Source organism: Microbacterium aerolatum (assembly GCF_007988825.1).
GTDB lineage: Bacteria > Actinomycetota > Actinomycetes > Actinomycetales > Microbacteriaceae > Microbacterium > Microbacterium aerolatum.
The window spans coordinates 34,507-59,377 of the sequence record NZ_BJUW01000004.1; the positions used below are offsets into that span (position 1 = coordinate 34,507).

The 24,871-nt window shown below is 68.4% G+C and carries 28 protein-coding genes; 15 read left to right on the forward strand and 13 right to left on the reverse strand.

The features are described 5' to 3' along the window. The first annotated feature begins 51 nt into the window (after positions 1-51). The gene (ffh, locus tag MAE01_RS05570; RefSeq protein ID WP_147038578.1) at positions 52-1,602 is read left to right on the forward strand and encodes a signal recognition particle protein; all 1,551 of its coding nucleotides are present in this window, start codon (positions 52-54) and stop codon (positions 1,600-1,602) included. 251 nt (positions 1,603-1,853) lie between these two features. Here the strand turns inward: ffh and MAE01_RS05575 are convergent, their stop codons facing one another. Beyond that, positions 1,854-3,593, reverse strand: coding sequence for a glycerol-3-phosphate dehydrogenase/oxidase (locus MAE01_RS05575; protein ID WP_147038579.1), 1,740 nt, complete (start codon positions 3,591-3,593; stop codon positions 1,854-1,856). A 146-nt stretch (positions 3,594-3,739) separates the two neighbouring features. Here MAE01_RS05575 and glpK point away from each other — a divergent pair, with 146 nt between their 5' ends. Further along, positions 3,740-5,239: a glycerol kinase GlpK gene (gene glpK, locus MAE01_RS05580; RefSeq protein ID WP_147038580.1), complete on the forward strand. Its 1,500-nt coding sequence runs from the start codon at positions 3,740-3,742 to the stop codon at positions 5,237-5,239. Here the strand turns inward: glpK and MAE01_RS05585 are convergent, their stop codons facing one another. Further along, positions 5,240-6,424: a glutamate--cysteine ligase gene (locus tag MAE01_RS05585; protein ID WP_371861763.1), complete on the reverse strand. Its 1,185-nt coding sequence runs from the start codon at positions 6,422-6,424 to the stop codon at positions 5,240-5,242. 168 nt (positions 6,425-6,592) lie between these two features. On the opposite strand from MAE01_RS05585, the gene rpsP reads away from it, so the two are divergent. The 4 genes from rpsP to trmD are packed head-to-tail and all read left to right on the forward strand — an operon-like array spanning position 6,593 to position 8,577. Beyond that, entirely contained in the window at positions 6,593-7,027 is a 435-nt protein-coding gene (gene rpsP, locus MAE01_RS05590; protein WP_147038581.1) for a 30S ribosomal protein S16, read from the forward strand. Positions 7,028-7,032: 5 nt separating this feature from the next. Next, positions 7,033-7,263, forward strand: a complete 231-nt coding sequence (locus MAE01_RS05595; protein ID WP_147038582.1) for an RNA-binding protein — start codon at positions 7,033-7,035, stop codon at positions 7,261-7,263. Between the two features lies 1 nt (position 7,264). Further along, complete coding sequence (gene rimM / locus MAE01_RS05600) at positions 7,265-7,858, forward strand: ribosome maturation factor RimM (RefSeq protein WP_229718195.1); 594 nt, start codon at positions 7,265-7,267, stop codon at positions 7,856-7,858. Between the two features lie 20 nt (positions 7,859-7,878). Beyond that, on the forward strand, positions 7,879-8,577 hold the full coding sequence (gene trmD, locus MAE01_RS05605; RefSeq protein ID WP_147038584.1) for a tRNA (guanosine(37)-N1)-methyltransferase TrmD: 699 nt from the start codon (positions 7,879-7,881) through the stop codon (positions 8,575-8,577). Here the strand turns inward: trmD and MAE01_RS05610 are convergent, their stop codons facing one another. From MAE01_RS05610 to MAE01_RS05625, 4 genes are read right to left on the reverse strand one after another with little or no spacing between them, the layout of a single operon-like run. Then, positions 8,578-9,402 (reverse strand): SURF1 family cytochrome oxidase biogenesis protein, encoded by an 825-nt coding sequence (locus MAE01_RS05610; RefSeq protein ID WP_147038585.1) that lies wholly within the window; start codon positions 9,400-9,402, stop codon positions 8,578-8,580. Continuing rightward, positions 9,399-9,590 (reverse strand): hypothetical protein, encoded by a 192-nt coding sequence (locus tag MAE01_RS16145; RefSeq protein ID WP_147038586.1) that lies wholly within the window; start codon positions 9,588-9,590, stop codon positions 9,399-9,401. The genes MAE01_RS05610 and MAE01_RS16145 overlap by 4 nt, the downstream gene beginning before the upstream one ends. After that, positions 9,587-9,940, reverse strand: a complete 354-nt coding sequence (locus MAE01_RS05620; protein WP_147038587.1) for a DUF3099 domain-containing protein — start codon at positions 9,938-9,940, stop codon at positions 9,587-9,589. Before MAE01_RS05620 ends, MAE01_RS16145 begins: the two co-directional genes overlap by 4 nt. 60 nt (positions 9,941-10,000) lie before the next feature. Then, positions 10,001-10,495: a DUF4190 domain-containing protein gene (locus MAE01_RS05625; RefSeq protein ID WP_147038588.1), complete on the reverse strand. Its 495-nt coding sequence runs from the start codon at positions 10,493-10,495 to the stop codon at positions 10,001-10,003. Between the two features lie 133 nt (positions 10,496-10,628). On the opposite strand from MAE01_RS05625, the gene MAE01_RS05630 reads away from it, so the two are divergent. Beyond that, positions 10,629-11,339 (forward strand): beta-ketoacyl-ACP reductase, encoded by a 711-nt coding sequence (locus MAE01_RS05630; protein ID WP_147038589.1) that lies wholly within the window; start codon positions 10,629-10,631, stop codon positions 11,337-11,339. On the opposite strand, the gene MAE01_RS05635 is transcribed toward MAE01_RS05630, so the two are convergent. Genes MAE01_RS05635 through MAE01_RS05645 form a run of 3 tightly spaced genes read right to left on the reverse strand, consistent with a single transcriptional unit; the run spans position 11,333 to position 13,987 of the window. After that, positions 11,333-12,025 (reverse strand): alpha/beta fold hydrolase, encoded by a 693-nt coding sequence (locus tag MAE01_RS05635; RefSeq protein WP_147038590.1) that lies wholly within the window; start codon positions 12,023-12,025, stop codon positions 11,333-11,335. The two genes, MAE01_RS05630 and MAE01_RS05635, sit on opposite strands and share 7 nt — an antisense overlap. Before the next feature lie 44 nt (positions 12,026-12,069). After that, complete coding sequence (gene serB, locus MAE01_RS05640) at positions 12,070-12,705, reverse strand: phosphoserine phosphatase SerB (protein ID WP_147038591.1); 636 nt, start codon at positions 12,703-12,705, stop codon at positions 12,070-12,072. Between the two features lie 37 nt (positions 12,706-12,742). Further along, a complete protein-coding gene (locus MAE01_RS05645) occupies positions 12,743-13,987 on the reverse strand; it encodes a glucose-1-phosphate adenylyltransferase (protein ID WP_147038592.1) in 1,245 nt (414 codons plus the stop codon). 46 nt (positions 13,988-14,033) lie between these two features. On the opposite strand from MAE01_RS05645, the gene glgA reads away from it, so the two are divergent. The 3 genes from glgA (at position 14,034) to MAE01_RS05660 (ending at position 16,368) form a co-directional block, all read left to right on the forward strand. Then, the gene (glgA, locus tag MAE01_RS05650) at positions 14,034-15,218 is read left to right on the forward strand and encodes a glycogen synthase (RefSeq protein WP_147038593.1); all 1,185 of its coding nucleotides are present in this window, start codon (positions 14,034-14,036) and stop codon (positions 15,216-15,218) included. 17 nt (positions 15,219-15,235) lie between these two features. Then, positions 15,236-16,021 carry an ABC transporter ATP-binding protein gene (locus tag MAE01_RS05655; protein WP_147038594.1) on the forward strand — a complete coding sequence of 262 codons (786 nt, stop codon included), beginning with the start codon at positions 15,236-15,238 and terminating at the stop codon, positions 16,019-16,021. A 92-nt stretch (positions 16,022-16,113) separates the two neighbouring features. Continuing rightward, a complete protein-coding gene (locus MAE01_RS05660; RefSeq protein WP_147038595.1) occupies positions 16,114-16,368 on the forward strand; it encodes a type B 50S ribosomal protein L31 in 255 nt (84 codons plus the stop codon). A gap of 89 nt (positions 16,369-16,457) precedes the next feature. Here the strand turns inward: MAE01_RS05660 and MAE01_RS05665 are convergent, their stop codons facing one another. Further along, positions 16,458-16,745 (reverse strand): hypothetical protein, encoded by a 288-nt coding sequence (locus MAE01_RS05665; protein WP_147038596.1) that lies wholly within the window; start codon positions 16,743-16,745, stop codon positions 16,458-16,460. 42 nt (positions 16,746-16,787) lie between these two features. Further along, on the reverse strand, positions 16,788-17,507 hold the full coding sequence (locus MAE01_RS05670) for a 3'-5' exonuclease (protein ID WP_147038597.1): 720 nt from the start codon (positions 17,505-17,507) through the stop codon (positions 16,788-16,790). Positions 17,508-17,584: 77 nt separating this feature from the next. Here MAE01_RS05670 and MAE01_RS05675 point away from each other — a divergent pair, with 77 nt between their 5' ends. Next, entirely contained in the window at positions 17,585-18,481 is an 897-nt protein-coding gene (locus MAE01_RS05675; protein ID WP_147038598.1) for an alpha/beta fold hydrolase, read from the forward strand. Here the strand turns inward: MAE01_RS05675 and MAE01_RS05680 are convergent. Then, the gene (locus MAE01_RS05680) at positions 18,453-18,926 is read right to left on the reverse strand and encodes an Lrp/AsnC family transcriptional regulator (protein ID WP_147038599.1); all 474 of its coding nucleotides are present in this window, start codon (positions 18,924-18,926) and stop codon (positions 18,453-18,455) included. The two genes, MAE01_RS05675 and MAE01_RS05680, sit on opposite strands and share 29 nt — an antisense overlap. A gap of 168 nt (positions 18,927-19,094) precedes the next feature. Between MAE01_RS05680 and pdhA the strand changes: the two genes are divergently transcribed. From pdhA to MAE01_RS05695, 3 genes are read left to right on the forward strand one after another with little or no spacing between them, the layout of a single operon-like run. Continuing rightward, complete coding sequence (gene pdhA, locus MAE01_RS05685; RefSeq protein WP_147038600.1) at positions 19,095-20,207, forward strand: pyruvate dehydrogenase (acetyl-transferring) E1 component subunit alpha; 1,113 nt, start codon at positions 19,095-19,097, stop codon at positions 20,205-20,207. A gap of 1 nt (position 20,208) precedes the next feature. Next, positions 20,209-21,219 carry an alpha-ketoacid dehydrogenase subunit beta gene (locus tag MAE01_RS05690; protein WP_147038601.1) on the forward strand — a complete coding sequence of 337 codons (1,011 nt, stop codon included), beginning with the start codon at positions 20,209-20,211 and terminating at the stop codon, positions 21,217-21,219. Continuing rightward, the gene (locus tag MAE01_RS05695; RefSeq protein WP_147038602.1) at positions 21,216-22,616 is read left to right on the forward strand and encodes a dihydrolipoamide acetyltransferase family protein; all 1,401 of its coding nucleotides are present in this window, start codon (positions 21,216-21,218) and stop codon (positions 22,614-22,616) included. The genes MAE01_RS05690 and MAE01_RS05695 overlap by 4 nt, the downstream gene beginning before the upstream one ends. 14 nt (positions 22,617-22,630) lie before the next feature. On the opposite strand, the gene MAE01_RS05700 is transcribed toward MAE01_RS05695, so the two are convergent. Beyond that, positions 22,631-23,218, reverse strand: coding sequence for a TetR/AcrR family transcriptional regulator (locus MAE01_RS05700; RefSeq protein WP_147038603.1), 588 nt, complete (start codon positions 23,216-23,218; stop codon positions 22,631-22,633). 96 nt (positions 23,219-23,314) lie between these two features. Here MAE01_RS05700 and MAE01_RS05705 point away from each other — a divergent pair, with 96 nt between their 5' ends. Beyond that, on the forward strand, positions 23,315-24,868 hold the full coding sequence (locus tag MAE01_RS05705; RefSeq protein ID WP_147038604.1) for a carboxyl transferase domain-containing protein: 1,554 nt from the start codon (positions 23,315-23,317) through the stop codon (positions 24,866-24,868). The last annotated feature ends 3 nt before the right edge of the window (positions 24,869-24,871 follow it).

Below are 24,871 nucleotides of genomic sequence, written 5' to 3' on the forward strand. Positions count from 1 at the left end.
TTCGTGCCGCGCTGAGCAGTCAGGCGCCGCTCGCGTAGAATCGAGAGCACCATGGCTACCTTTGGCACGCTCTCCGATCGCCTCACCGATACGTTCCGCAACCTTCGCACGAAGGGCAAGCTCACCGCGGCCGACGTCGACGGCACCGTCCGCGAGATCCGACGCGCTCTGCTCGACGCCGACGTCGCCCTCGCGGTCGTCAAGGACTTCACCGCGAAGGTGCGCGAGCGCGCGCTCGGCGACGAGGTCAGCAAGGCCCTGAACCCGGCGCAGCAGGTCGTCCAGATCGTCAACGAGGAACTCGTCGGCATCCTCGGCGGCGAGCAGCGTCGCCTGGAGTTCGCGAAGACCCCGCCGACCGTCATCATGCTTGCCGGGCTCCAGGGTTCCGGTAAGACGACGTTCGCCGGAAAGCTCGCCAAGCAGCTCGAGAAGGACGGCCACACGCCGTTGCTCGTCGCCGCCGACCTCCAGCGCCCGAACGCGGTGAACCAGCTGCAGGTCGTCGCCGAGCAGGCCGGCGCCACGATCTACGCTCCTGAGCCCGGCAACGGCGTCGGCGACCCCGTCAAGGTCTCCCGCGACGGCGTCGAGCACGCACGCCGCCAGCAGCACGACGTCGTCATCATCGACACCGCCGGTCGCCTCGGTGTGGATGCCGAGCTCATGAAGCAGGCATCCGACATCCGCAAGGCCACGAACCCCGACGAGGTCCTGTTCGTCATCGACGCCATGATCGGTCAGGATGCCGTGAACACGGCCAAGGCCTTCCAGGAGGGCGTCGACTTCACCGGTGTCGTGCTGTCCAAGCTCGACGGCGACGCCCGCGGTGGCGCTGCTCTTTCGGTTGCATCCGTCACCGGCCGTCCGATCATCTTCGCCTCCACGGGTGAGGGACTCGACGACCTCGAGCCGTTCCACCCCGACCGCATGGCGAGCCGCATTCTCGACCTCGGTGACATCCTCACCCTCATCGAGCAGGCCCAGCAGGCCTTCGATGAGGAAGAGGCTCAGAAGGTCGCCGAGAAGCTCGCCAACGAGGCCTTCACCCTCGAGGACTTCCTCGACCAGCTTCAGCAGATGAAGAAGATGGGCTCGATGAAGAAGATGCTCGGGATGCTCCCGGGCATGGGCCAGATGAAGCAGCAGCTCGAGGACTTCGACGAGAAGGAGATCGACCGCACCGAGGCGATCATCCGCTCGATGACGCCGGGTGAGCGCCGCAACCCGAAGGTGCTCAACGGATCGCGTCGTCTGCGCATCGCCAAGGGCTCCGGCATGACCGTCACCGACGTCAACCAGCTCGTGCAGCGTTTCGACCAGGCCGCGAAGATGATGAAGACCGTCGCGCGCGGCGGAACCCCGAACATTCCCGGTATGGGTGCGGTGCCCGGCATGGGGCGCCCCGGCGCCTCATCCAAGCGCGGCAAGAAGGGCAAGGCCAAGAGCGGATCCCGGTCGGGCAACCCGGCCAAGCGCGCCGCGGAGAACGCCGGACTGCCGACGGGGCCCGCAACCGGATCGGGCTTCGGGCTCGGCGGTCAGAAGGCGCCCAGCGAGGCCGATCTTGCCGAGATCCAGAAGCTGTTCGGCAAGGGCTGAGGCCCGGGGCGCAGAGGTCGGGGGAGTTGAGGCTTCGACTCGCCTTCGGCTCGCTCAACCCGTTTCGTCTGCGTCGCCTGCGGCGACTCCGCTCAACGACCCGCGGATGAGCTTCTCGCAAGATGCTGGAGTTGCGGGTCGTTGAGCGACGAACGCAGCGAGGAGTCGAAACGCCTCCGGGGGAGTTGAGGCTTCGACTCGCCTTCGGCTCGCTCAACCCGTTTCGTCTGCGTCGCCCGCGGCGACTCCGCTCAACGACCTGCGGAAGCTGTCCCCGTGACGACTCCCGCGGCCACCGCTTGTGCGACATCGACGCCGTGCGCGTCGCGCAACTTGGATGCGGTGTCGTCGATCTCGGCATCCACGCGCGCGGCATCCCAACCCAGATACGGCGCGAGTCCCTCGGCGATCGCGCGGATGACACCGGCATCGACATCTCCCGTGAAGGCGAGGCTCGTCCGGCGGAACACGACATCGGCCACATGGCAGACCTGCTCGTTCTCGACCATCCACCGCAGTTCGCGGCTCGACAGCAGGTCGCCGACCACCGGCGAGTCCTCTCCGTCGGCGATGAAGGCGGCGACATCGGCGGCGCGCGTGCCGTACCGGCCGAACAGCACGCGTCCGCGCTCGTCGTCGCCGACGTTGTCGCGGAGCCACTCGAGCTTGCGGCGCGGAGTCTTCGGGTAGCCGTTCCCGCCGCCGATGCGCACGCCGGCGGTGCTTGCAACCCGCCGCCGTCCCAGCTCTGTGAGCACGTGGTTCGCGAGGTTCTCACCGAGCGCGCGGAAGGTCGTCCACTTGCCGCCGACGAGGCTGAACACGGCCGGTGCGCCGGAATCCTTGCGCCGCTCGATCCGGTAGTCGCGGGAGACGAAGCCGGGGGCGGTGTCGTCGTGGTGGGGCAGCGGGCGGATGCCGGAGTACCGGTAGACGATCTGCGAACGATCAACGGCGATCGCAGGGAAGACGTGCCCGATCAGGTCGAAGAAGTACTGCACCTCCTCGTCCGTACAGCGCGCGGGTTCGCGGGGGTCGGCGTCGATGTCGGTCGTGCCGACCAGCACGCGACCCTTGAGCGGATAGATGAGCACGATGCGGCCGTCGGAGTGCTCGAAGAAGATCTCGCGACCGCCGGTGGCTTCGAGCAGCTCGGGGTGATCCAGCACGATGTGCGAGCCCTTCGTGCCGCCCATGAACGCGGTGGCCGTGCCGAGTGCCTCGTTGGTGAGATCGGTCCACGGGCCCGAGGCGTTCACGATGACGTCCGCCTGCACGTGGAAGTCGGCGCCGGTCTCTCGGTCGCGCAGCCGCAGGCGGTCGCCGTCGAGACCGACCGCCTCCACGTAGTTCAGCGCGCGGGCGCCTGTGTGCGCGGCCTCGCCGTCACGGAGGACGTCGAGGGCGAGACGCTCGGGATCGTGCACGGAGGCGTCGTAATACGTCGCGGTGTACTTGATCTCCTCATCGAGCTTCGGCAGCTGCTCCAGAGACCTGCGGCGACCGAGGAACCGGTGCCGTGGCACGTTGCCGCCATCCCGCGAGAACGTGTCGTAGAGCATGAGCCCGATCTTGATCAGGAACGCGCCGCGCTCCTGCGGCCTGCCCTGCTTGTGCGTGAGGAACCGCAGGGGAGCGGCGAAGATGCCGGAGAACGTCGAGTAGATCGGGATCGTCGTCTGCAGCGGCTTGACGAAGTGAGGGGCGATCTTGAGCAGGCCGTTGCGCTCGGTCACCGACTCCTTCACGAGCCGGAACTCGCCGTTCTCGAGATACCGGATGCCGCCGTGGATCATGTGGCTGGACGCGGCGGTGGCGCCGGAAGCGAAGTCCTCCCGCTCGACGAGCAGCACGTCGACGCCCTGCATCGCGAGGTCGCGGAACGTGGCGATCCCGTTGATGCCTGCGCCGATCACGACGACCGTCGTGCGACCGAGTTCACGTGCTGCCCGGACGCTCTCTCGCTCTGCCGTTGCGGTGCTCTCGCTCATGGTTCCCCTCTGCTTCCCCCTCGTCGCGCTTACCCCTCCATCCTCGCCCACATCGACGGGGCCGGGCTCGTGTGACGGGCCATTCGCCGCATTCTCCTAGGCTGTGGAGCAGACCCGACAGCGCCGTCACCGGCTGGAGAACACACATGCACATCGTCGCCATCGATCAGGGCACCACGAGCACCCGCGCCATCGTCTTCGACAAGCGGGGCGCGATCGTCGCCACCGGCCAGCGCGAGCACGAGCAGATCTTCCCCGAGGCGGGCTGGGTCGAGCACGATCCGGCGGAGATCTGGGCGCACACGCGCGACGTGGTCGACGAGGCGCTCGAGACGGCCGGCGTCGCGGCGTCGGACGTCGCCGCGATAGGCATCACCAACCAGCGCGAGACCGCGATCGTCTGGGATCGTGCGACCGGCGAGCCCGTCTACAACGCGATCGTCTGGCAGGACACCCGCACCCAGCCGCTCATCGACGAGCTCGCCGCGGATGGCGGCATCCGCCGGTTCGCCGACGTCACCGGGCTTCCGCTGGCCACGTACTTCTCGGCATCCAAGATCGCCTGGATCCTCGACAACGTCGACGGTGCCCGCGAGCGGGCAGAGCGAGGGGAGCTGCTGTTCGGCACACCGGACACCTGGGTGCTGTGGAACCTCACCGGCGGACCCGATGGCGGCGTCCACGCCACCGACGTGACCAACGCCAGCCGCACGCTGCTGATGGACTTGCGCACGCTCGACTGGGACGAGGACCTCCTCGCCGCGTTCCGCGTGCCGCGGTCGATGCTGCCTGACATCCGCTCATCGTCCGAGGAGTACGGCGCAGCGAAGGGGACGGCGCTGGACGGCACGCCGATCGCCGCGATCCTCGGCGACCAGCAGGCCGCGACATTCGGACAGGTCGCGTTCGATCGTGGCGAATCGAAGAACACCTACGGGACCGGGAACTTCCTCATCGTGAACACCGGCGAGGAGATCGTCGAGAGCGAGAACGGGCTGATCACCACCGTCGCCTACCGACTGGGTGATGACGCTCCCCACTACGCGCTGGAGGGATCGATCGCGGTCACCGGATCGCTCGTGCAGTGGCTGCGCGACAACCTCGGTCTGTTCGACGAAGCGCCCGAGATCGAGAAGCTCGCGCTCAGCGTCAAGGACAACGGAGGCGTCTACATCGTGCCCGCGTTCTCGGGCCTGTTCGCCCCGTACTGGCGCCCCGACGCGCGTGGTGCGATCCTCGGGCTGACGCGGTTCGCGAACAAGGGCCACATCGCACGCGCCGCGCTCGAGGCGGTCGCGTTCCAGACGCGCGAGGTGCTGGATGCCGTCGCCGCCGACACCGGCGTGACACTGGAGGAGCTGCGGGTCGACGGCGGGATGGTGGCCAACGACACGCTCATGCAGTGCCAGGCGGACGTGCTCGGGGTCCCCGTCATCCGCCCGGCCATCATCGAGACCACGGCCCTCGGCGCCGCCTATGCGGCAGGGCTCGCGGTCGGCGTCTGGGCCGATCTCGACACGCTGCGCAGCATGTGGAAGGAGGACGCCCGCTGGGCTCCGAGCACCGACGAGGTCGAGCGCGCCCGCCTGCTGGCCAGGTGGCGCAAGGCCGTCACCCGTACGTTCGACTGGGTCGACGCAGACTGATCAGACGACCGGGGCGCCCGGCCCAGAGCGGAACTCGTGGATGAGGTGATGGACGACCTCACGGAGGTCGCCGGCGGCGGCGTCGGCCACGCGGAGCTGGCGTTCGTAGCTGGCACCGGAGTCGAGGATGACGCGTGTCGCGGCGAACTCGTCCCCGCAGCCGAGGTCGGCGGCGACCGGGGCCAGCGTGCTCAGCAGTTCGGTGAGCTGCTCGCGCACCTCGCGCTGATTCCCGTCCTCATCGACGATCACGCGGGCGTCGAGCCCGTACCTCGCGGCGCGCCACTTGTTCTCACGGTGGAACCAGGACGGCATGGTCGGCAGGCGTTCACCGGCATCCAGCCGTCGTGAGGAGTGCTCCACGAGCACCTGTACGAGCGACGCGACCGATGCCAGCTCGGCGAGAGTCGACAGGCCGTCGCAGGCGCGCACCTCGATCGTGCCCCACCGGGGCGCCGGACGGATGTCCCATCGCACCTCGCTGGCGTCCGCCATCACTCCGGTGCGCACCATGTCATCCAGATAGCGCTCGAAGTCCGCCCAGGTGTGCAGCGGCCAGGGCAGGCCCGCCGTCGGCAGCTGCTGGAAGACGAGTGCCCGGTTGGAGGCGTAGCCGGTGCGCTCTCCGGCCCAGAACGGGCTCGAGGACGCGAGTGCCTGCAGGTGCGGCAGGTAGGCGCTCAGCGCGCCGATGATCGGCATCACCTTGTCGCGATCCTCGACACCGACGTGGACGTGGATGCCCCAGATCATCATGTTGCGACCCCACCACTGGGTCCGCTCGATCAGGCGGTGATACCGCGTCTTGTCGGTGACGCGCTGGTCGAACCATTGCGCGAACGGGTGGCTTCCGGCCGAGAGGAGCTCGATACCGGCGGGGTCGGTCCTGGCGCGTACAGCTGCGATCGCGGCGGCGATGTCGCCCACCGCGTGCGCCACGTCCTGACCGATGCCGCTGGTGACCTCGATCGTGTTCGTGAGCAGCTCACCGGTCACGGTGTGGCGCTCCGGCGCGCTCTCGTCCTCGAGAGCCGCGAGCAGCTCAGGCGCCCGTCCGACGAGGTCGCCGGTGTCGGGATCTGCGAGCATGATCTCCCACTCGAGCCCTACGGTCGAACGAGGTGACTGCGCGAACTCCTGCTTCACGAGCACAGTCTGACACGCCGGGTCTGCGACTCCCGACATGCGGCTCGCGTCGTTTCGCGCCCGCGGTCAGGATCTGGCAGAATAGAGGGTCGGACGACGTTCTCGACCCTCTATCCAGATCGCGTCCACCCATTCTGAGCTTCCGCCGGGTGTGCACCCCACTCTCCAGGCGACCAGTTCGTTCCTTCCACACCATTCAGGAGAATCGTGGCTGTAAAGATTCGTCTCAAGCGCCTGGGCAAGATCCGCGCGCCTTACTACCGCATCGTCGTCGCCGACTCGAAGACCAAGCGCGACGGTCGCGTGATCGAGGAGATCGGCAAGTACCACCCGACCGAGCAGCCCTCGTTCATCGAGGTCGACTCGGAGCGCGCGCAGTACTGGCTCTCCGTCGGCGCGCAGCCGACCGAGCAGGTTGCCGCCATCCTCAAGCTGACCGGCGACTGGGGCAAGTTCAAGGGCGACAAGGACGCGAAGTCCACCGTCCAGGTCGCAGAGCCCAAGGCTCCGTTCGAGATCGACTCGGCGAAGAAGTCCGTCATCAAGCCGAAGGCGGAGAAGAAGCAGGAGGAGGCTCCCGCGCAGGAGGCCCCCGCCGCCGACGCGGAGGCCGCTGAGGCTCCCGCCGCCGACGCAGAGTAATCGCCGTGCTCGCCGCCGCGCTCGAACACATCGTCAAGGGGATCGTCGATCACCCGGATGATGTCCGCATCACCGCATCCACTTCGCCGCGAGGCGACCTCCTCGAGGTGCGAGTGCACCCCGACGACCGTGGACGCGTGATCGGGCGCGGCGGCCGCACCGCAAAGGCTCTGCGCACGCTCATCTCCGCCCTGGCGGATGGGCAGCGTGTCCGCGTTGACGTCGCGGACGACTGACGTGGTCCAGAGCGACCGCAACCAGGGCAAGAACCAGCTGAGGGTCGGACGCCTCGTCAAGGCGCACGGCCTCAAGGGTGCACTCAAGCTGGAGCTGTACACCGACAACCCCGAGCGACGCTTCGTACTGGGCGCCGAGTTCACGTTGCAGGTGCCTGAGGCATCTCCGTGGCACGGCAAGTCCATCACCGTCCGCGAGTACCGGGTGATGAACGGCAATCCGGTGGTCTTCTTCGAGGGCGTCGACGATCGCGAGGGTGCCGAAGCGCTTGTCCGCGCGATCCTGTGGATCGATCAGGATGCCGATGAGCCCGAGGACGACGCCTGGTACGACCACCAGCTCGTCGGCCTCGATGTGGTGCGCGATGACGTCGTCATCGGCAAGCTCGCGCGCGTCGAGCACCTCCCGGCTCAGGACCTGCTGATCGTCAAGCCTTCGGGCGGGGGCGACGAGGTCATGGTCCCGTTCGTCGCGGCGATCGTTCCGGCCGTCGACATCGCCGCCGGCCGCGTCATCGTCACGCCTCCCGCCGGTCTCTTCGAGGAGATCGCGGACGCCGACGAGGCGAACGGCCAGGGCGACGCCTCCGAGTGAGCGATCGCTACGATCAGCGCATGAGGATAGACGTCGTCTCGATCTTCCCGTCGTACTTCGACGGTCTCGCGCTGTCCCTTCTCGGCAAGGCACGCGAATCGGGCATCCTGGACCTGCGTGTCCACGATCTCCGGGACTGGACGAGCGACCGGCACCGCACCGTCGACGACACCCCGTATGGCGGGGGAGCGGGCATGGTCATGAAGCCGGAGCCGTGGGCTCTCGCCCTCGACGAGCTCGCTTCTTCGGCCTCTGGGGCCGCCGAGCGGCCGACCATCATCTTCCCTTCGCCCGCCGGTGAGGTCTTCCGTCAGGCGACGGCACGAGACTTCGCACAGCGCGAGCACCTGATCATCGGCTGCGGACGCTACGAGGGCATCGACGAGCGCGTGTTCGAGTACGCAGCGACGCTCGGCGAGGTGCGCCTGGTCAGCCTCGGCGACTACGTGCTCAACGGCGGCGAGGTCGCCGCGATGGCGATGATCGAGGCGGTCGGGCGACTGATCCCCGGCGTTGTCGGCAATCCGGAGAGCCTGGTCGAGGAGTCCCACGAGGACGGACTCCTGGAGTACCCCTCGTACACGAAGCCGTCGTCCTGGCGCGAGCGCGCCGTCCCGGACGTTCTGCTCAGCGGCAATCACGGTGCGATCGCCGCCTGGCGCCGCGACCAGCAGATCGAACGCACCAGGGTGCGGCGTCCCGACCTTCTCGGCGACTGATCAGACCGGCGTCTCGACCTCGTCGAGCAGTTCGTCTTCGGCGTCGGCATCCCGATCGCGCCGTCGTGACCGCTTCGCGGGCGCAGGCCGGCCCTCTGCCTCTTCACGATGCTTCTGCACCTCGGTGCGGATCATGTAGAAGATGAAGATGAAGCCCATCACGCCGAACAGGATCCACTGGATCGCGTAGGACAGGTGCGGTCCCGGATCGTCTGTGGGGGAGTCGAATGACCCGAGCGCGGTATCGGGCGCCGGCGTCTCCTCGACGATCTGGCCATAGGCGCTGACGATCACGACCCCGTCCAGATCATCGGCCACGGTCGGCAGGTGGATCGTGGGGACCTGCCCCTCCGGAGCGCTGCGGCCCGAGCTGGGCAGCTGCTCGCCGGTCCTGAGGCGCACAGTGACCTCGACTGTGCCCGACGGCGACGCCGGTACGGCATCCGGTAGGGCGCCCTCGCCGGGCGGAACCCAGCCACGATCGACGATGAAGATCCGTCCGTCCGCGTCGCGGAATGGCACGAGCACCTCGAACGCGCTGGTTCCGCCGTGCGGCCGGTTGCGCACCAGCACCTGCTCCTCGGCGAGATACTCGCCATGCAGGATCACCGGATGCCACTCGTCTCCGGCATCCAGCTCGCCGTCTTCGTCGATCAGCTCGCCCAGTGGGACGGGGGCGGCGTCGTAGTTCTGCTCGACCAGCGCGATGTCGGACGCGCGACTCTCGTTCCTGTCGAACTGCCAGTCGGACAGGAACACGCAGGCGACGGCGAAGCCGATCGCGATGAGGAGGTACACGCCCCAGCGCACGAAACGATTGCTCAACTCGGAAGCCCCTCACGGACGGTCACGGGAAAGTCTCGCGCGGCGAGGTAGTCGTGAAGGAACCCCGCGTGCTCATCGCACGCCAGCCAGATCTTCTCGCGGTCGGCGCTGTGGATGCGGGGATTGCGCCACACGATGTGCTGCGTCGCCTCGCGCCGGCAGCCGGCGCGTGAGCATTCGTGCGTCACTTCTCGTCGTCTCCCGGCGTCTGGCGCTCCTGGATCGTGATCACCGTGGGATCCGTCTGGGCGGGATTCTCGGCGGGCGTCGATGTCGTGAGCTGCTGGACCGGCGATTCGGCAGGCGAGGTCGCCGTGGGGCTGACGGCGTTCGCGAACACGACGGCGATGTAGGGCAGGATCGCAGCGGCGATCGCGAACACCCAGGTGTACCAGCCGTACGGCGTCACCAGCACAGTGAGCGCGAAGCACGCCATGCGGATCCCCATCGTGATCCAGTAGTTGCGCACGCGCGCCGAGGCCTCGTCCCGCGGCGCTTGCGGCAGGGACGTGACGGCGGGTGCGTGCGAGTGCTTCACGATCCTTCAAGCCTACGCCGCGCGGACGAGTCCGGAAGCTCTTCCACGGCGGATATCGCCTCAGCCGGCGACGCCGTAGAGCAGGAACGGGAGTGAGCCGAGGAACAGGAACGAGATGATCGCGACGACGATCAGGAGCGCGATGATCGCAAGTCCCGCGTACCCCATGATCAACCCGGCGATCGCCATTCCGCGCCCTGCGACAGCGGGGTTGCTGCGCGTCTGCTTGAGGGCCATGTGCCCGGTGATCACGGCGGCGATGGAGGCGAGCAGAGCCACGAAGGTCCAGCTGAACACGATGCCGGCGATGCCCGTGATGAGCGACGTGACCGCGAGGCCGCTGGTCGGGCGCGCCGGTGTGTACGGCTGTGCCGGGTACCGAGACGGATACTGCTGCGTGGGGTATTGCGGGGCGAGCGGGTACGCCTGTGTCTGGGGGTGAGCCTGCGGTGCGGCCGGCGCTCCCGGGTACGCCTGCGGGGCGGCAGCGGGTGCCGCCGTCGGGGCAGGCGGGAGGACGGGGTGCTCGCCCGGGGTCGTGTTGTCGTCGCTCATCGCGATCCCTTCTTCGGTCTCAGGTGTCCCTCAATCATGGCGTGGATCCGGCTCCGGGGCACGTGCGGCCACCCCGATAGGATGGCTCCCGGCCGATCCCCATCGATCGATCAGCCCTGTGGGAGTGAGCATCATGAATTCAGAACGCGTCGTCCTCGTCACCGGCGGCAACCGCGGCATCGGTCGCGCGATCGCGGAGCGCTTCGTCCGTGACGGCTATCGCGTCGCCGTCACCGCCCGCAGCGGCGAGGGCCCCGAAGGCACGCTCACCGTGCGCGCCGACGTGACGGATGCCGCTGCGATCGACGCGGCCTTCACCGAGGTCGAGAACACCCTCGGGCCCGTCGAAGTGGTCGTCGCGAACGCCGGCATCACCAAGGACACGCTCCTGATGCGCATGAGCGAAGACGACTTCGACAGCGTGGTCGCCACCAACCTGGGCGGCACGTTCCGTGTCGTGAAGCGTGCCTCGAAGGGGATGCTGCGTGCGCGCTTCGGCCGTGTGATCCTCATCTCCAGCGTCGTCGGCCTCTACGGTTCGGCAGGCCAGGTGAACTACGCCGCCTCCAAGAGCGCCCTGGTCGGCTTCGCCCGCTCGCTCACGCGCGAACTCGGCGCACGCGGTATCACCACGAACGTCGTCGCTCCCGGATTCATCGACACGGACATGACCGCCGAACTGCCGGAAGAGACGCAGAAGCAGTACAAGGCCAGTATCCCGGCCGCGCGATTCGCGACGCCGGACGAGGTCGCCGGTGTCGTGACCTGGCTCGCCGGTGATGATGCCGCCTACATCTCAGGCGCAGTGATCCCCGTCGACGGCGGCCTCGGCATGGGTCACTGACCCGCCGCGTCATTGATCAGAGCGGCGAGCCGCTCGGGCTGGGAGAACTGCGGCCAGTGGCCGGAGCCGATCTTCTCCACCGTCACGTCGGCGATCGCGCGATATTCCTCGGCATAGGAGCCCCAGTTGTCGAGCTCGGCCTCCAGCTGCTGCTGATCCATGCCGCCCATCAGCATGGTCACCGGCACACGGTGCCTGCCGTCTGACAACCGAACGGGATCGGTGGGAACCCGCGCCGGCACGGATCGCGTCAGCGGGGTCGTGCGCGCGCGGGTCTGCGCATCGAGATCGAAGACGTCCTCATCGGGGAAGAAATCCCACCCGGGGAACGGTACGACGCCGTCGACGAGCTCGAACTCGGAGATGGCCGATTCCGGCGGCGGCGGCACCGTGTCGACGAAGACGACGCGCGCGACCCGGTCGGGACGCGCATCCGCCGCGCCCCATACGACGTTGCCGCCGCCGCTGTGCCCGACGAGCACGACAGGGCCGTCTGCGGCGTCGATCTTCTCCACGACGGCGTCGACCCAGTCGGACATGCCGATGCCGGAGGATCGCTCGGCGGGTTCGCCGACGCCGGGGAGGGTCATGGCCAGCGGCCGGTGGCCGGCCGCTTCGAGTGCGGGGACGACGTCGTCCCACGAGGATGCCTCGAGCCAGAGGCCCGGTACGAGAATGATGTCCATGCCGCGACGCTACGCGCGGCCTCGGACATCCGCCAGGGTCGAGATCAGGGCAGCAGCGGGATGACCGCGCGGAGGTCCTGCGGACCGATGACGAGATTCGCCGATCGACGGACCATCGGCTTCGCGTTGAAGGCGAGGCCGAGGCCGGCGGCCGCCATCATCTCGAGGTCGTTGGCGCCGTCGCCGATCGCGATGGTCGCGTGCTGCGGCAGCTGAAGCTCGCGAGCCCATTCCCGAAGCGATGCGGCCTTGACAGCGGCATCCACGATCTCGCCGTCGACGACGCCCGAGAGCCGATCCGCGTAGACGGTCAGCCGGTTGGCCCGCCAGCGATCCACGCCGAGGCCGGGGGCGATGTGGTCGAGGATCTCGTGGAATCCGCCGGACACGACTCCCACGACTCCGCCCCGGTCGTGAACGGCGGCTGTGAGCTCCCGCACGCCAGGGGTGGGCCGGATCCGGCTCCTGACGCGCTCGAACGCATCGGTGGGAACCCCGGCGAGCGCCTGCACCCGGGAGCACAGACTGGCCGCGAAATCGACCTCACCGCGCATCGCCGCTTCCGTGGCCGCCTGCACCTCGGCGCGCCGACCTGCTTCGTCTGCGAGAAGCTCGATCACCTCATCGCGGATCAGGGTGGAATCGGCATCGAGGACGACGAGGAAGCGCGCAGCAGTCACGCGATCGAGCGTAGCGCCCGATCGGAGGCCGGCCCGTTCACGGCTCGATCAGCTCGCCCTTGCCGACGACGGTGATCCCGGATTCGGTCACGGTGAAGCCGCGTTCGAGGTCGCGCTCCCTGTCGACGCCGACGGTCGCGCCGTCGAGCATGACGACGTTCTTGTCGAGCACCGCCCGGTGCACGCGCGCACCCTGCCCGACCACGACGCCGTCGAAGACCACCGAATCCGTGATGGTCGACCCGCCGGCGGCGAGGGTGCCCGGTCCGATCACGCTGCGCTCGAGGTGGGTGCCGGAGAGCACCGAGCCGGGCGAGACGATCGAGTCGATCGCGTTGCCGATGCGCCCGACCGCATCGCGCACGAACTTCGCCGGAGGCGCGTTCACGCTCTGCGTGCGGATCGGCCAGAGCGTGTTGTACAGGTTGAAGACCGGGAGGGTCGAGATGAGATCCATGTGCGCGTCGAAGAACGAGTCGATCGTCCCGACATCCCGCCAGTACGCGCGATCGCGCGGCGACGAGCCAGGGACGTCGTTGTTCTTCATGTCGTAGTAGCCGGCCTCGCCCCGATCGACAAAGTACGGGATGATGTCGCCGCCCATGTCGTGACTCGACGTCGCGACCTCGCCGTCCGCCTCCACCGCTTCGATGAGCGCGTCGGTGTCGAAGATGTAGTTGCCCATCGACGCGAGCACCTCGTGCGGCGAGTCTGCGAGGCCGGCGGCATCCGTCGGCTTCTCCAGGAACGCGCGGATCCGGCCGGAGCCATCGGGATCGGCGTCTATGACGCCGAACTGGTTCGCGAGGGCCAGCGGCTGCCGGATGCCGGCGACCGTGGCCTTCGCGCCGGACTCGATGTGGGCCTCGATCATCTGCTGGAAGTCCATGCGGTAGACGTGGTCGGCGCCGATCACGACCACGATGTCGGGCTTCTCGTCATTGATGAGGTTCAGGCTCTGCAGGATGGCGTCGGCCGATCCCGAGAACCAGCGCTTGCCCAGACGCTGCTGAGCCGGCACCGAGGTGATGTACGAGTCCAGCAGCGAGGACATGCGCCACGTCTGGGTGATGTGCCGGTCTAGGCTGTGCGACTTGTACTGCGTGAGCACCACGATCTGCCGGAGACCGGAGTTGATCAGGTTTGAGACGGCGAAATCGATCAGTCGATACTGCCCGCCGAACGGCACGGCAGGCTTCGCCCGATCAGCCGTGAGAGGCATGAGCCGCTTGCCCTCTCCGCCGGCGAGAATGATGCCGAAGACCTTCTTTGGGGCTGCCATGGCTCCACCATAGAACCCCGACGTGTCGCTGTACTAGCGTTCAAGCATGCGCGTCGACATGATCACCAAGGAGTATCCGCCGGAGATCTACGGCGGGGCGGGAGTCCACGTCGCAGAACTGGTCTCCGCGCTGCGTTCGTCGATCGATGTGCGGGTCCGTGCCTTCGGTTCCGAGCGCACCGAGGCAGGCACTCGGTCGTACCGTCCGCCGGTCGAACTGGACAGCGCGAACGCCGCGATCCAGACGCTCGGCACCGATCTCGCCATGGTGGGAGACATCGCCGGAGCCGACCTCGTGCACAGCCACACCTGGTACGCGAACTTCGCCGGTCACATCGCCTCACAGCTGCACGGCATCCCTCATGTCCTCACCGCACACAGCCTCGAGCCGCTGCGCCCATGGAAGGCCGAGCAGCTGGGCGGCGGATACGCCGTCTCGAGCGGCATCGAGAAGCTCGCGTACGAGAACGCGGCGGCGATCATCGCGGTCTCCGCGGGGATGCGCGCGGACATCCTCCGCAGCTACCCGCAGGTCGACCCCGCACGCGTGCACGTGATCCACAACGGGATCGACGTGCAGCGCTGGCGGCCGGTCCGGAACGACGCGTTCCTCGCCGAGATCGGGATGGATACTGCGCGCCCGTCCGTCGTGTTCGTCGGACGCATAACCAGGCAGAAGGGCCTGCCGTACCTGCTGCGCGCCGCCGAGCTGCTGCCGCCCGAGGTTCAGCTGGTGCTGTGCGCCGGCGCGCCGGACACGCCGGAGATCATGGCCGAGGTGCAGGAGGGAGTCCGGCGGCTCCAGCAGACCAGGGACGGCGTGATCTGGATCGAGCGGATGCTGCCGCGTGACGAGCTCAGCGCCATCCTCGCCGCCGCGACGACCTTCGTGTGCCCGTCGGTCTACGAGCCGCTCGGCATCGTGAATCTCGAGGCGATGGCCTGCGGGGCGGCCGTCGTCGGCACTGCCACCGGCGGCATCCCCGAAGTCGTCGACGACGGTGTCACCGGCCGCCTGGTGCCGATCGAACAGGCGCAGGACGGCACGGGAACCCCGATCGTTCCCGCCGCATTCGTTGCCGATCTCGCGCGCGTGCTGACCGAGGTGGTCGCAGATCCGCAGCGTGCCGCCGACTACGGTCGCGCGGGCCGGGAGCGCGCGACGAAGGAGTTCAGCTGGGCCGCGATCGCCGACACCACGCGCGCGCTCTACGCGGAGCTGACCGACTGAGCCGATAGGCTGGGTGCATGCCGAGCGCTCTTGATTTCACCGATGTCGTCGTGCGCCGTGACGGGCGCAACATCGTCGATCATGTGACCTGGCAGGTCGCAGACGACCAACGATGGGTGGTGCTCGGGCCGAACGGCGCCGGCAAGACCACGCTGCTGCAGCTGGCCGACACGCTCATGCACCCGACATCCGGAACCGTGACGATCCTCGGCGAGACCCTCGGCCGCACCGACGTATTCGAGATCCGCCCGCGGATCGGTTTCGCCTCCACGGCGATGGCCAAGCGCATCCCGCGCGAGGAGAGCGTGCTCAACGTCGTGCTGACGGCGGCCTACTCGGTCACCGGACGGTGGAACGAGCAGTACGAGAACATCGACGAGCGCCGCGCGCTGCGCGTCCTGGGGGAGTGGAAGCTCGACCACCTCGCCGACCGGACCTTCGGCACCCTCAGCGACGGTGAGCAGAAGCGAGTGCAGATCGCACGCGCCGTGATGACCGATCCCGAGGTGCTGCTGCTCGACGAGCCGACCGCGTCGCTGGATCTGGGTGCTCGCGAGGAACTGCTCGCGCTGCTCAGCGGATACGCTTCGTCGCCGACGACGCCGGCCATGGTGATGGTCACGCACCACGTCGAGGAGATCCCGGTGGGCTTCACCCACGTGCTGCTGCTGCGCGGCGGCGGTGTCGTCGCGGCGGGCCCCATCGAGGAGACCCTGACGGCGGATGCTCTCACCGAGGCCTTCGGCATGCCCATCGCCCTGTCGTCCGAGGACGGCCGCTACGCGGCACGCGCAACGTCCTGAGCCGAGGATCTGCTAGAATTGACCCTTGGTGCATTCGCGCCGCAGACTTCCCTCGCTCCTGGCACAATCCAGGGCACCATCTAAGGAATCCCATGAAGACTGACATCCACCCCGACTACAAGAACGTCGTGTTCCGCGACCTCGGCTCGGGCGAGACCTTCCTGACCCGTTCCACGGTCACCAGCGACAAGACCATCGAGCTGGATGGCGTGGAGTACCCGGTCATCGACGTCGAGATCTCCTCGGCTTCGCACCCGTTCTACACGGGCAAGCAGCGCATCATGGACTCGGCCGGTCGCGTCGAGAAGTTCAACCAGCGCTTCAAGGGCTTCGGCGGCAGCAAGTAAGCTTCCGGTTCGAAAGAAGGCTCCGCTCCGGCGGGGCCTTCTTCGTGTCTACGGACGCCTCGTGATCACCCGGTCGTACCGTCGCGTGGTCAGCCGAACTCGATCGTGATCCGCCCCTCATCCATCCGGTCGGGACCCTTGTCGGGCGTCGGGGCGGGGACCGAGGCGCGCTGCTGGCGATCGCGCTCCTGATCCGCCTCGTGCGCGGTCGGCGACCACACCGCGTCGAACCCGCCGGCGATTCCGCCGCTGGTCGAATCGCGGTACTTCTCCTCGATTGGCTTGCCGGACAGCGCGCGGCGCAGTCCGCCGATGAGCAGGATCGGGATCATCGAGAACACGATCCCGATCACCGCCCAGCCCGCGATGTCGCTCATGTGCTCAGCCTAGAACCGTCGCGCGGGCGACGGCATCCGATCTCAGACGGATCCTGGCGCCCGAACCGGCCACGTGCCGTCGAGGGCGTCCTCCGGCTCGATGCGTCCGATCCGGACGAAGTACTCGGTCAGACTCTCGGCCTGGGTGCGCGCCCAGCCGATCTGCTGGGTGTGCAGTTCGTGCGCAGAGCCGGCGAGCGGAAAGCTCCGCGCTATCGCCTGGGCGACGCGTCCTGCCGCGATCGCATCCGCCGACGCCTCGTGCGCGCCATCGAGCGGGACCCCGTAGTGCTGGGCGACGACCTCGAGAGTGCGCTTGCCCTTCCGGTAGCGATCGACGGCCTTGTCGATCACCAGCGGGTCGATGATGGGGCCCGGCATCTCGAGAGCGGGGACGCCGTGCCGGATGCATTCGTGCGTGAGGAGTGAGAAGTCGTAGGAGGCGTTGTACGCGACGACGGGAAGCCCCTGCGCGAACAGCGATCGCAGCGAACTCGCGATCTCGGCCACGACCTCCCGCGCGGAGCGCCCGTGCGCACGCGCGTGCTCGGTCGTGATGCCGTGCACCGCGGCGGCGCCGTCGGGGATCGGGACTCCCGGATCAGCGATCCAGGAACGTGCGGCGATCTCACGTCCCTTCGCGTCGAGCACGCCGACGTGCGCTGTGACGATGCGGTCGGCGGCGACATCGACGCCGGTGGTCTCCAGGTCGAAGACGCCGATGCGGCCGAGCCAGGTCGGGAGGTCGAGATCGAGTGCCATGGGATTCTCCTCTGTCACGCCCAACGCTAGGGACGACCTCGGACATCGCGTCGCAGGCACGCCCGTAGACTGAATCCATGCCCGCGCCCTCGCCCTACGCCGATCGGCTCAGCCGCATCCCGATCGAACGCCACGAGGTCGAGGTACGCGGCGGTCGCACCGCCTACTGGGTCTACGGGCCGGAGTCCGCGACGACCGTGATCGCCGTGCACGGCTTCCGCGGCGAGCACCACGGTCTCGAGCCCGTCCTTGCGTACCTGCCCGAGATCAGGGTCATCGCCCCCGACCTGCCGGGATTCGGCGAGAGCGCGCCTCTGCCAGGGCGCACCCACGATCTCGAGGAGTATGCGCAGTGGCTGCGCGAGTTCGCGGACGCCGTCGCCCCCGGCGCGATCGTCCTCGGTCACTCCTTCGGGTCGATCGTGGCGTCCGCCGCCGTCGCGGGAGGTCTGGAGACCCCGCGGCTGATCCTCATCAACCCCATCGGCGCACCGGCGCTTGAAGGTCCCAAGGGGATCCTGACCAAGCTGGCGGTGCTCTACTACGGGCTCGGAGCGCGGCTACCTGCCGGTATCGGCACGGCCCTGCTGCGCAACGGCATGATCGTGCGGGGGATGAGCATCGCGATGGCGAAGACGAAGGACCCCGATCTGCGTCGGTTCATCCACGATCAGCACGACACGTACTTCTCCGACTTCGCCGACCGCGACGTGCTGCGCGACGCGTTCGTGGCGAGCGTGTCACACGACGTCCGCGCGTTCGCCCCTGACATCGACGTGCCCGTGCTCCTGGTCGCCGCTCAGCAGGACGACATCACCCCGATCGAGGCGGAGCGGCACCTGGCGACGCTGTTCGCGGACGCGGAGCTCGTGGAGATCGCCGACGTCGGCCACCTCATCCACTACGAGACGCCGGCGGAGGCCGCCGGCGCGATCCGCCGCTTCCTCAGGGTTCCCGTCGCGCGAGACCGATGAGCCCGGCGACGCGGTAGGGGATCACCTCACCCATCGCCAGTGACGTCTCGGTGCGCTCGACCCCCTCGATCGAGAGGATGCGGGCATCCGTGTCGAACAGATGCCTGGCGTCGCGGCAGGCGACGCGCGCCAGCAGATCGATCGATCCGCTCAGGCCGTGCACCTGCAGGACCTCGGGGATGCGGGCGAGTTCGGCGGTGATCCGCGGCAGCTCGGTCTGGCGCAGGCCGATGTTGATGAAGGCCTGAAGCGGGAATCCCAGCACCTCCGGCGAGAACGATCGCTCGTAGGAGAGGAAGACGCCGGTCTGCTCCAGCCTGGCCATGCGGGCCTGGATGGTGTTGCGTGACAGACCGAGGCGCTCGGCGAGCGCGACGACGGTCGTGCGCGGGTCTTCGGACAGCGCACTCAGCAGTTCGAGATCTACACGATCAAGCGTGGACATAGTGCCAAACGATAGCAGGTCGTCTTGCCGCGAATTGGGCAACATGCTCAAGTGCTTCGCAGATGCTTGAGCGTGCTGATCAGTGGACGTACCCTCGAAGTAACCGATGAAGACGTCGGTGCAGGCGTGCACGTCCCCACAAGGGACCCACACGACAGGAGGACGAAGATGTCACCGCAGACCACTCCGATCGCAGACACAGCGCAGGATCTCGAACTCGCCGAGCGGCTCATCGCCCCGGACGGAACCAGACTGAACAACCCCGACCTCGACCCTTTCGTGGCCGATGTCGACCCCGCGCAGCTGCGCGCACTGCACCGCGACATGGTGATCCTGCGCCGCATCGACGCCGAGGGCGTCGCGCTGCAGCGCCAGGGCCAGCTCGGACTCTGGGCGCCGTGCAACGGCCAGGAGGCCGCTCAGATCGGCACCGCTCGTGCGCTCGACCCGATCGACTTCGTATTCCCCAGCTACCGCGAGACCGGCGTCATCTACGCACGTGGTGCGCAGCCGGGTGACTTCGTCCGCGTCTGGCGCGGCGAGGAAGGCGCCCCCTACGATCCCATGCAGATGCGCGTCGCCCCGCTGCAGATCATCATCGGCGCGCAGACGCTGCACGCCGTGGGCTACGCGATGGGCATCAAGCACGAGAAGGCGCCGGAGGTCGCCGTCACCTACTTCGGCGACGGCGCGACGAGCCAGGGCGACGTCAACGAGGCCATGGTCTTCGCCGCCTCTTACCAGGCGCCTGTCGTGTTCGTCTGTCAGAACAACCACTGGGCGATCTCCGAGCCGGTGGCGCTGCAGTCGCAGTATCCGATCTCGGGCCGCGCGCCCGGCTTCGGCATCCCGAGCATGCGCGTGGACGGCAACGACGTGCTCGCGTGCATGGCGGCGATGCGCTGGGCGCTCGCGCACGCCCGCGCAGGGAAGGGACCCGCGTTCATCGAAGCGGTGACCTACCGGATGGGGCCGCACACCACCTCGGACGACCCCACCCGCTACCGGGACCCGGAGGAACTCGAGTCCTGGAAGACCCGCGACCCCATCGCGCGCGTCGAGTCGTACCTGCGCGGGCTGGGCGAGATCGACGACGAGCAGATCGCCGCGGCCCACGCCGACGCCGACCGGATGGCCCGCGAGATGCGCGCGGAATGCCTGGGGATGGTCACGCGCGAGCCGCTCGCCGTGTTCGACGGCGTCTATGCCGAACCGCACTGCGGCATCGACCGGCAGCGCGACGAGTACACGGCGTACCTCGCCAGCTTCGAGGAGGGCTGAGATGACGCAGCTCGCACTCGGCAAGGCCCTGAACGCCGGCCTTCGCAAGGCCATGCAGGACGACGACAAGGTCGTCATCATGGGCGAGGACATCGGCAAGCTCGGCGGCGTCTTCCGCATCACCGACGGGCTCCTCGACGAGTTCGGCGCGGCCCGCGTGATCGACACACCACTGGCCGAGTCCGGCATCGTCGGCACCGCGGTCGGTCTCGCCTATCGCGGCTACCGTCCGGTCGTCGAGATCCAGTTCGACGGGTTCGTCTACCCGGCGTTCGACCAGATCGTCTCGCAGGTCGCCAAACTGCACTACCGCACGCAGGGTCGGGTGAAGATGCCGATCACGATCCGCATCCCGTGGGCCGGAGGAATCGGTGCGGCAGAGCACCACTCCGAGTCCCCGGAGGCGTACTTCGTGCACACCGCCGGTCTGCGCGTCATCGCCGTCTCCAACCCGCAGGACGCGTACCGATGCCTGCAGCAGGTGATCGCATCCGATGATCCGGTGATCTTCTTCGAGCCCAAGCGGCTCTACCACCACAAGGGCGAGGTCGACCTGGACGGCTCCCTTGCGGATGCCCCGCCGATGGGGCTCGCGCACATCGTCCGGCAGGGCACCGACGCGACGATCCTGACGTGCGGCGCGATGGTCTCGACGGCCCTGGATGCCGCGTCCGCCGCCGAGGACGAAGGGTTGTCGCTCGAGGTCATCGACCTGCGCTCCCTCTCGCCGATCGACTACGACACCGTCGCGACCGCCGTACGGCGCACAGGCCGCGTCGTCGTCGCGCACGAAGCCTCGCGCGAGGCCGGCGTCGCCGCCGAGGTGATCGCGAGCATCACCGAGCGCTGCTTCGAGTACCTCGAGGCGGCCCCCGTGCGGGTCACCGGCCACGATGTGCCGTATCCGCCCGCCAAGCTGGAGAAGTTCCATCTCCCCGATCTGGATCGGATCCTCGATGCCGTCGACCGCGTGCTCGATCGCCCGAACAGCCTGACGGGAGCCGAGTCATGATCCAGGAGTTCCGCCTTCCGGATCTCGGCGAGGGCCTGACCGACGCCGAGGTCGTGCAGTGGCTGGTCGCCCCCGGCGACACGGTCACTCTGAACCAGACGCTCGCCGAGGTCGAGACGGCCAAGGCCGTCGTGGAGCTTCCATCGCCCTATGACGGAACGGTCGCGACGCTGCACGCCGAGGCGGGCGACACCGTCGAGGTCGGCGCACCGCTGATCGCGTTCGACGTCGCCGGCGCTGAGACGGCCGCCCCCGCGCAGGCAGGTGCCGAACAGGCGGATGCCGCAACCTCCGCGAAAACGGCCGACGCCGCCGATGCCGCCGAGGAGAAGACACCGCCGAACCTCGTCGGCTACGGAGCCGCGCCCTCGAGCAAGGCGCGCCCGGCCCGGCGCGCACGGAGGGCCGCAGCCCCGTCGACGCCGACCGACACAGCGGTGCTCGAGGCAGCCCCGCACGATGTTCTGCCCGAGGCTCCGGCATCCGCTCCGATCGGAGACCGTCCACGATCCACTCCGCCGGTGCGCGCGTACGCCAAACGGCAGGGGATCGACCTCGTGCTGGTGGCGGTCGAGGTCGGCGACCGCGTCATCACCCGCGACGACATCGACGCCTACGCCGAACGCATCGGCGGGCACGTCGATGCCGAGTCGCCGGCGCAGCCGGCTCCGACGTCCGTGTTCGGCGAGACGTCGGAGCGGGAGACCCGCATCCCGATCCGCGGCGTCCGCAAGCACACGGCCGCCGCGATGGTCCAGAGCGCGTTCACGGCACCGCATGTCACGACCTTCCACACCGTCGACGTCACCGCCACCATGGATCTGATCGCGAGCCTGCGTGCGGACCGCTCGCTGTCCGAGCACAGGATCGGACCGCTGGTCATCGTCGCCAAGGCCGTGTGCCTGGCGCTGGGCCGCACCCCGGGGCTCAACTCGCGCTGGGATGAGGAAGCGGGCGAGATCGTCCAGCCGCACTACGTCGACCTCGGCATCGCCGCGGCCACGGAGCGGGGGCTGATCGTGCCCAACATCCGCGATGCGCACCGGATGACCGTGCCCCAGCTCGCCGACGCCGTGAGCGCGCTCACCGAGACCGCACGCTCGGGCAAGACGTCGCCGGCAGATCTCGCCGGCGGCACCTTCTCGATCACGAACATCGGCGTGTTCGGCATCGACGCCGGCACCCCGATCCTCCCGCCGGGGCAGTCGGGCATCCTCGCCGTCGGCGCCGTTCGGCGGATGCCGTGGGAGCACAACGGCGAGATCGCGCTGCGTCAGGTCATGACGCTGAGCCTGTCGTTCGATCACCGGATCGTGGACGGCGCCGAGGGAGCGCGATTCGTGAAGGGCGTCGCCGACATCCTCGAGGAGCCCGGTCGCGCCATGCTGCTCGGGTGAGCCGGCCGCGATCCTCAGGCTCGGAGCGCCCCGCGTGCCATCGAGCAGAGGATCGCGGCGGTCGCCCGTTTCGACCGCGATGCGCTCCGCGTGCTGTGCGGTGTCGAATTGATAAGTCCGAAGCAGGCCTGAACCCGCAGCCGCAGCTCATCCGCCGTCGCGTCGTGCAAGGGCTCGAGTGCGGAGATCCACAGATCGATGTACGCGCGCTGAAGGCGGCGCACCTCGGCCTGATCCTCATCGGCGAGATGGGCGAGGTCGCGGTCGTGAACACGGATCACGTCGGCGTTGCCGAGCGCGAAATCCACGTGGAAGTCGATCAGCGCCTCCATCCGCTCGTCGGCGGTCCCTGCGGCCTCGAAGACGCGCGAACCGCCGCTGACGAGGTCCTCGCTGACCCTCACCAGCACGGCGCCGAGCAGCGCCTGCTTGCCCGTGAAGTGACGGTACACCGCGGGGCCCGAGACCCCCACGGCCGCCCCGATGTCCTCGAGGCTGACTCCGGAGTACCCTCGCGCGGCGAAGAGCCGGGCGGCCTCCGTCAAGAGGGCGTCGGAGCGTTCGGCCTTGGCGCGATCGCGCGCGGTGAGGGGGCTTGTCATTTCAGTTAACGCTCGCTAACCTAAATTGTCGGGTTAGTGCACACTAACCGAAAAGGCGCGTTCGGTGCCACCGTGTGAGTCGAGGAGGACGTCACAATGCCCGTGACCCAGCAGTCGCTTGCCGCTGAACTGCGTGAACGCCTCTCGGCCGTGGCACTCGGAGGCCCGCAGAGTTCCCGCGATCGGCACGTCGCAAGGGGCAAGCTGCTTCCGCGCGAGCGCATCACGAGACTCCTGGACGAGGGGAGTCCCTTCCTCGAAGTCGCCCCTCTCGCCGCCGAAGGCCTGTACGGGGGAGAGGTGCCGGCTGCCGGCGTCATCGCAGGCATCGGGCTCGTGCACGGCAGGCACGTCATGGTGGTGTGCAACGATGCGACCGTCAAGGGCGGCAGCTACCTGCCGCTCACGGTGAAGAAGCACCTCCGCGCGCAGGAGATCGCGATCGAGAACCGCCTTCCCTGCCTGTATCTCGTCGACTCGGGCGGGGCTTTCCTGCCCAAGCAAGACGAGGTGTTCCCCGACCGGGAGCACTTCGGTCGCATCTTCTTCAACCAGGCGCGGATGAGCGCCGAAGGCATCCCGCAGCTCGCCGCCGTCCTCGGCTCCTGCACGGCCGGCGGCGCATACGTGCCCGCGATGAGCGACGAGACAGTGATCGTGCGGGGCCAGGGGACGATCTTCCTCGGCGGCCCGCCGCTGGTGAAGGCGGCGATCGGCGAGGTCGTCACCGCGGAGGAGCTCGGCGGCGGTGAGCTGCACGCGCGCCGTTCCGGAGTCGTCGACCACCTCGCGGAGGACGACGAGCACGCGCTGGAGATCCTGCGCGACATCGTGCAGACGCTGCCGCAGCCCGCGCCCCCGGCATGGGAGGTGGTGGCATCCACTCCGGCGGATGAGGAATCGAGCCTCTACGACGTCGTCCCCGTCGACGTGAACGCCGCCTATGACGTGCACGAGGTCATCGCCCGTCTCGTCGACGGCGACTCGTTCCGGGAGTTCAAGTCCGAGTACGGCACGACGCTGGTCACCGGCTTCGCTCGGCTGCACGGGCATCCGATCGGGATCATCGCCAACAACGGCGTGCTGTTCAGCGAGTCCGCGCTCAAGGGCGCGCACTTCATCGAACTGTGCGACCAGCGCGGCATCCCGCTGCTGTTCCTGCAGAACATCACCGGCTTCATGGTCGGCTCCGACGCCGAGGCCGGCGGCATCGCGAAGGACGGCGCGAAGATGGTCACGGCCGTCGCGACGACGCGCGTACCCAAGCTGACCGTCATCATCGGCGGCTCATTCGGCGCCGGGAACTACTCGATGTGCGGGCGCGCGTACTCGCCTCGGTTCCTGTGGACGTGGCCGGCGAGCCGCATCTCGGTGATGGGCGGCAACCAGGCGGCATCCGTGCTCGCCACCGTCAAGGAGGACCAGCTCGCGGCCCGCGACGAACCGTGGAGCGCGGACGAGCGCGCCGACTTCGAAGAGCCGATCAGGGCGCAGTACGAGGCTCAGGGTGAGCCGTACTACGCCACCGCCCGCCTGTGGGATGACGGCATCATCGACCCGGATCAGACCCGCGACCGCCTCGGGCTCGCGCTCGACGTGATCGCCCGCAGCCCGCTGCCCGAGCCGCGCTTCGGCGTCTTCAGGATGTGAGAG

Coding starts and splice junctions, on each gene's coding strand:
- MAE01_RS05680 (WP_147038599.1), bottom strand. CDS start 18,926: ATGTCCACGCTTGATCGTGTAGATCTCGAACTGCTGAGTGCGCTGTCC.
- MAE01_RS05645 (WP_147038592.1), bottom strand. CDS start 13,987: ATGGCAGCCCCAAAGAAGGTCTTCGGCATCATTCTCGCCGGCGGAGAG.
- MAE01_RS05655 (WP_147038594.1), top strand. CDS start 15,236: ATGCCGAGCGCTCTTGATTTCACCGATGTCGTCGTGCGCCGTGACGGG.
- trmD (WP_147038584.1), top strand. CDS start 7,879: ATGAGGATAGACGTCGTCTCGATCTTCCCGTCGTACTTCGACGGTCTC.
- pdhA (WP_147038600.1), top strand. CDS start 19,095: ATGTCACCGCAGACCACTCCGATCGCAGACACAGCGCAGGATCTCGAA.
- ffh (WP_147038578.1), top strand. CDS start 52: ATGGCTACCTTTGGCACGCTCTCCGATCGCCTCACCGATACGTTCCGC.
- MAE01_RS05675 (WP_147038598.1), top strand. CDS start 17,585: ATGCCCGCGCCCTCGCCCTACGCCGATCGGCTCAGCCGCATCCCGATC.
- MAE01_RS05695 (WP_147038602.1), top strand. CDS start 21,216: ATGATCCAGGAGTTCCGCCTTCCGGATCTCGGCGAGGGCCTGACCGAC.
- MAE01_RS05670 (WP_147038597.1), bottom strand. CDS start 17,507: ATGGCACTCGATCTCGACCTCCCGACCTGGCTCGGCCGCATCGGCGTC.
- MAE01_RS05630 (WP_147038589.1), top strand. CDS start 10,629: ATGAATTCAGAACGCGTCGTCCTCGTCACCGGCGGCAACCGCGGCATC.
- MAE01_RS05575 (WP_147038579.1), bottom strand. CDS start 3,593: ATGAGCGAGAGCACCGCAACGGCAGAGCGAGAGAGCGTCCGGGCAGCA.
- MAE01_RS05585 (WP_371861763.1), bottom strand. CDS start 6,424: ATGTCGGGAGTCGCAGACCCGGCGTGTCAGACTGTGCTCGTGAAGCAG.
- MAE01_RS05690 (WP_147038601.1), top strand. CDS start 20,209: ATGACGCAGCTCGCACTCGGCAAGGCCCTGAACGCCGGCCTTCGCAAG.
- MAE01_RS05705 (WP_147038604.1), top strand. CDS start 23,315: ATGCCCGTGACCCAGCAGTCGCTTGCCGCTGAACTGCGTGAACGCCTC.
- MAE01_RS05660 (WP_147038595.1), top strand. CDS start 16,114: ATGAAGACTGACATCCACCCCGACTACAAGAACGTCGTGTTCCGCGAC.
- MAE01_RS05665 (WP_147038596.1), bottom strand. CDS start 16,745: ATGAGCGACATCGCGGGCTGGGCGGTGATCGGGATCGTGTTCTCGATG.
- glpK (WP_147038580.1), top strand. CDS start 3,740: ATGCACATCGTCGCCATCGATCAGGGCACCACGAGCACCCGCGCCATC.
- glgA (WP_147038593.1), top strand. CDS start 14,034: ATGCGCGTCGACATGATCACCAAGGAGTATCCGCCGGAGATCTACGGC.
- MAE01_RS05635 (WP_147038590.1), bottom strand. CDS start 12,025: ATGGACATCATTCTCGTACCGGGCCTCTGGCTCGAGGCATCCTCGTGG.
- MAE01_RS05700 (WP_147038603.1), bottom strand. CDS start 23,218: ATGACAAGCCCCCTCACCGCGCGCGATCGCGCCAAGGCCGAACGCTCC.
- MAE01_RS05625 (WP_147038588.1), bottom strand. CDS start 10,495: ATGAGCGACGACAACACGACCCCGGGCGAGCACCCCGTCCTCCCGCCT.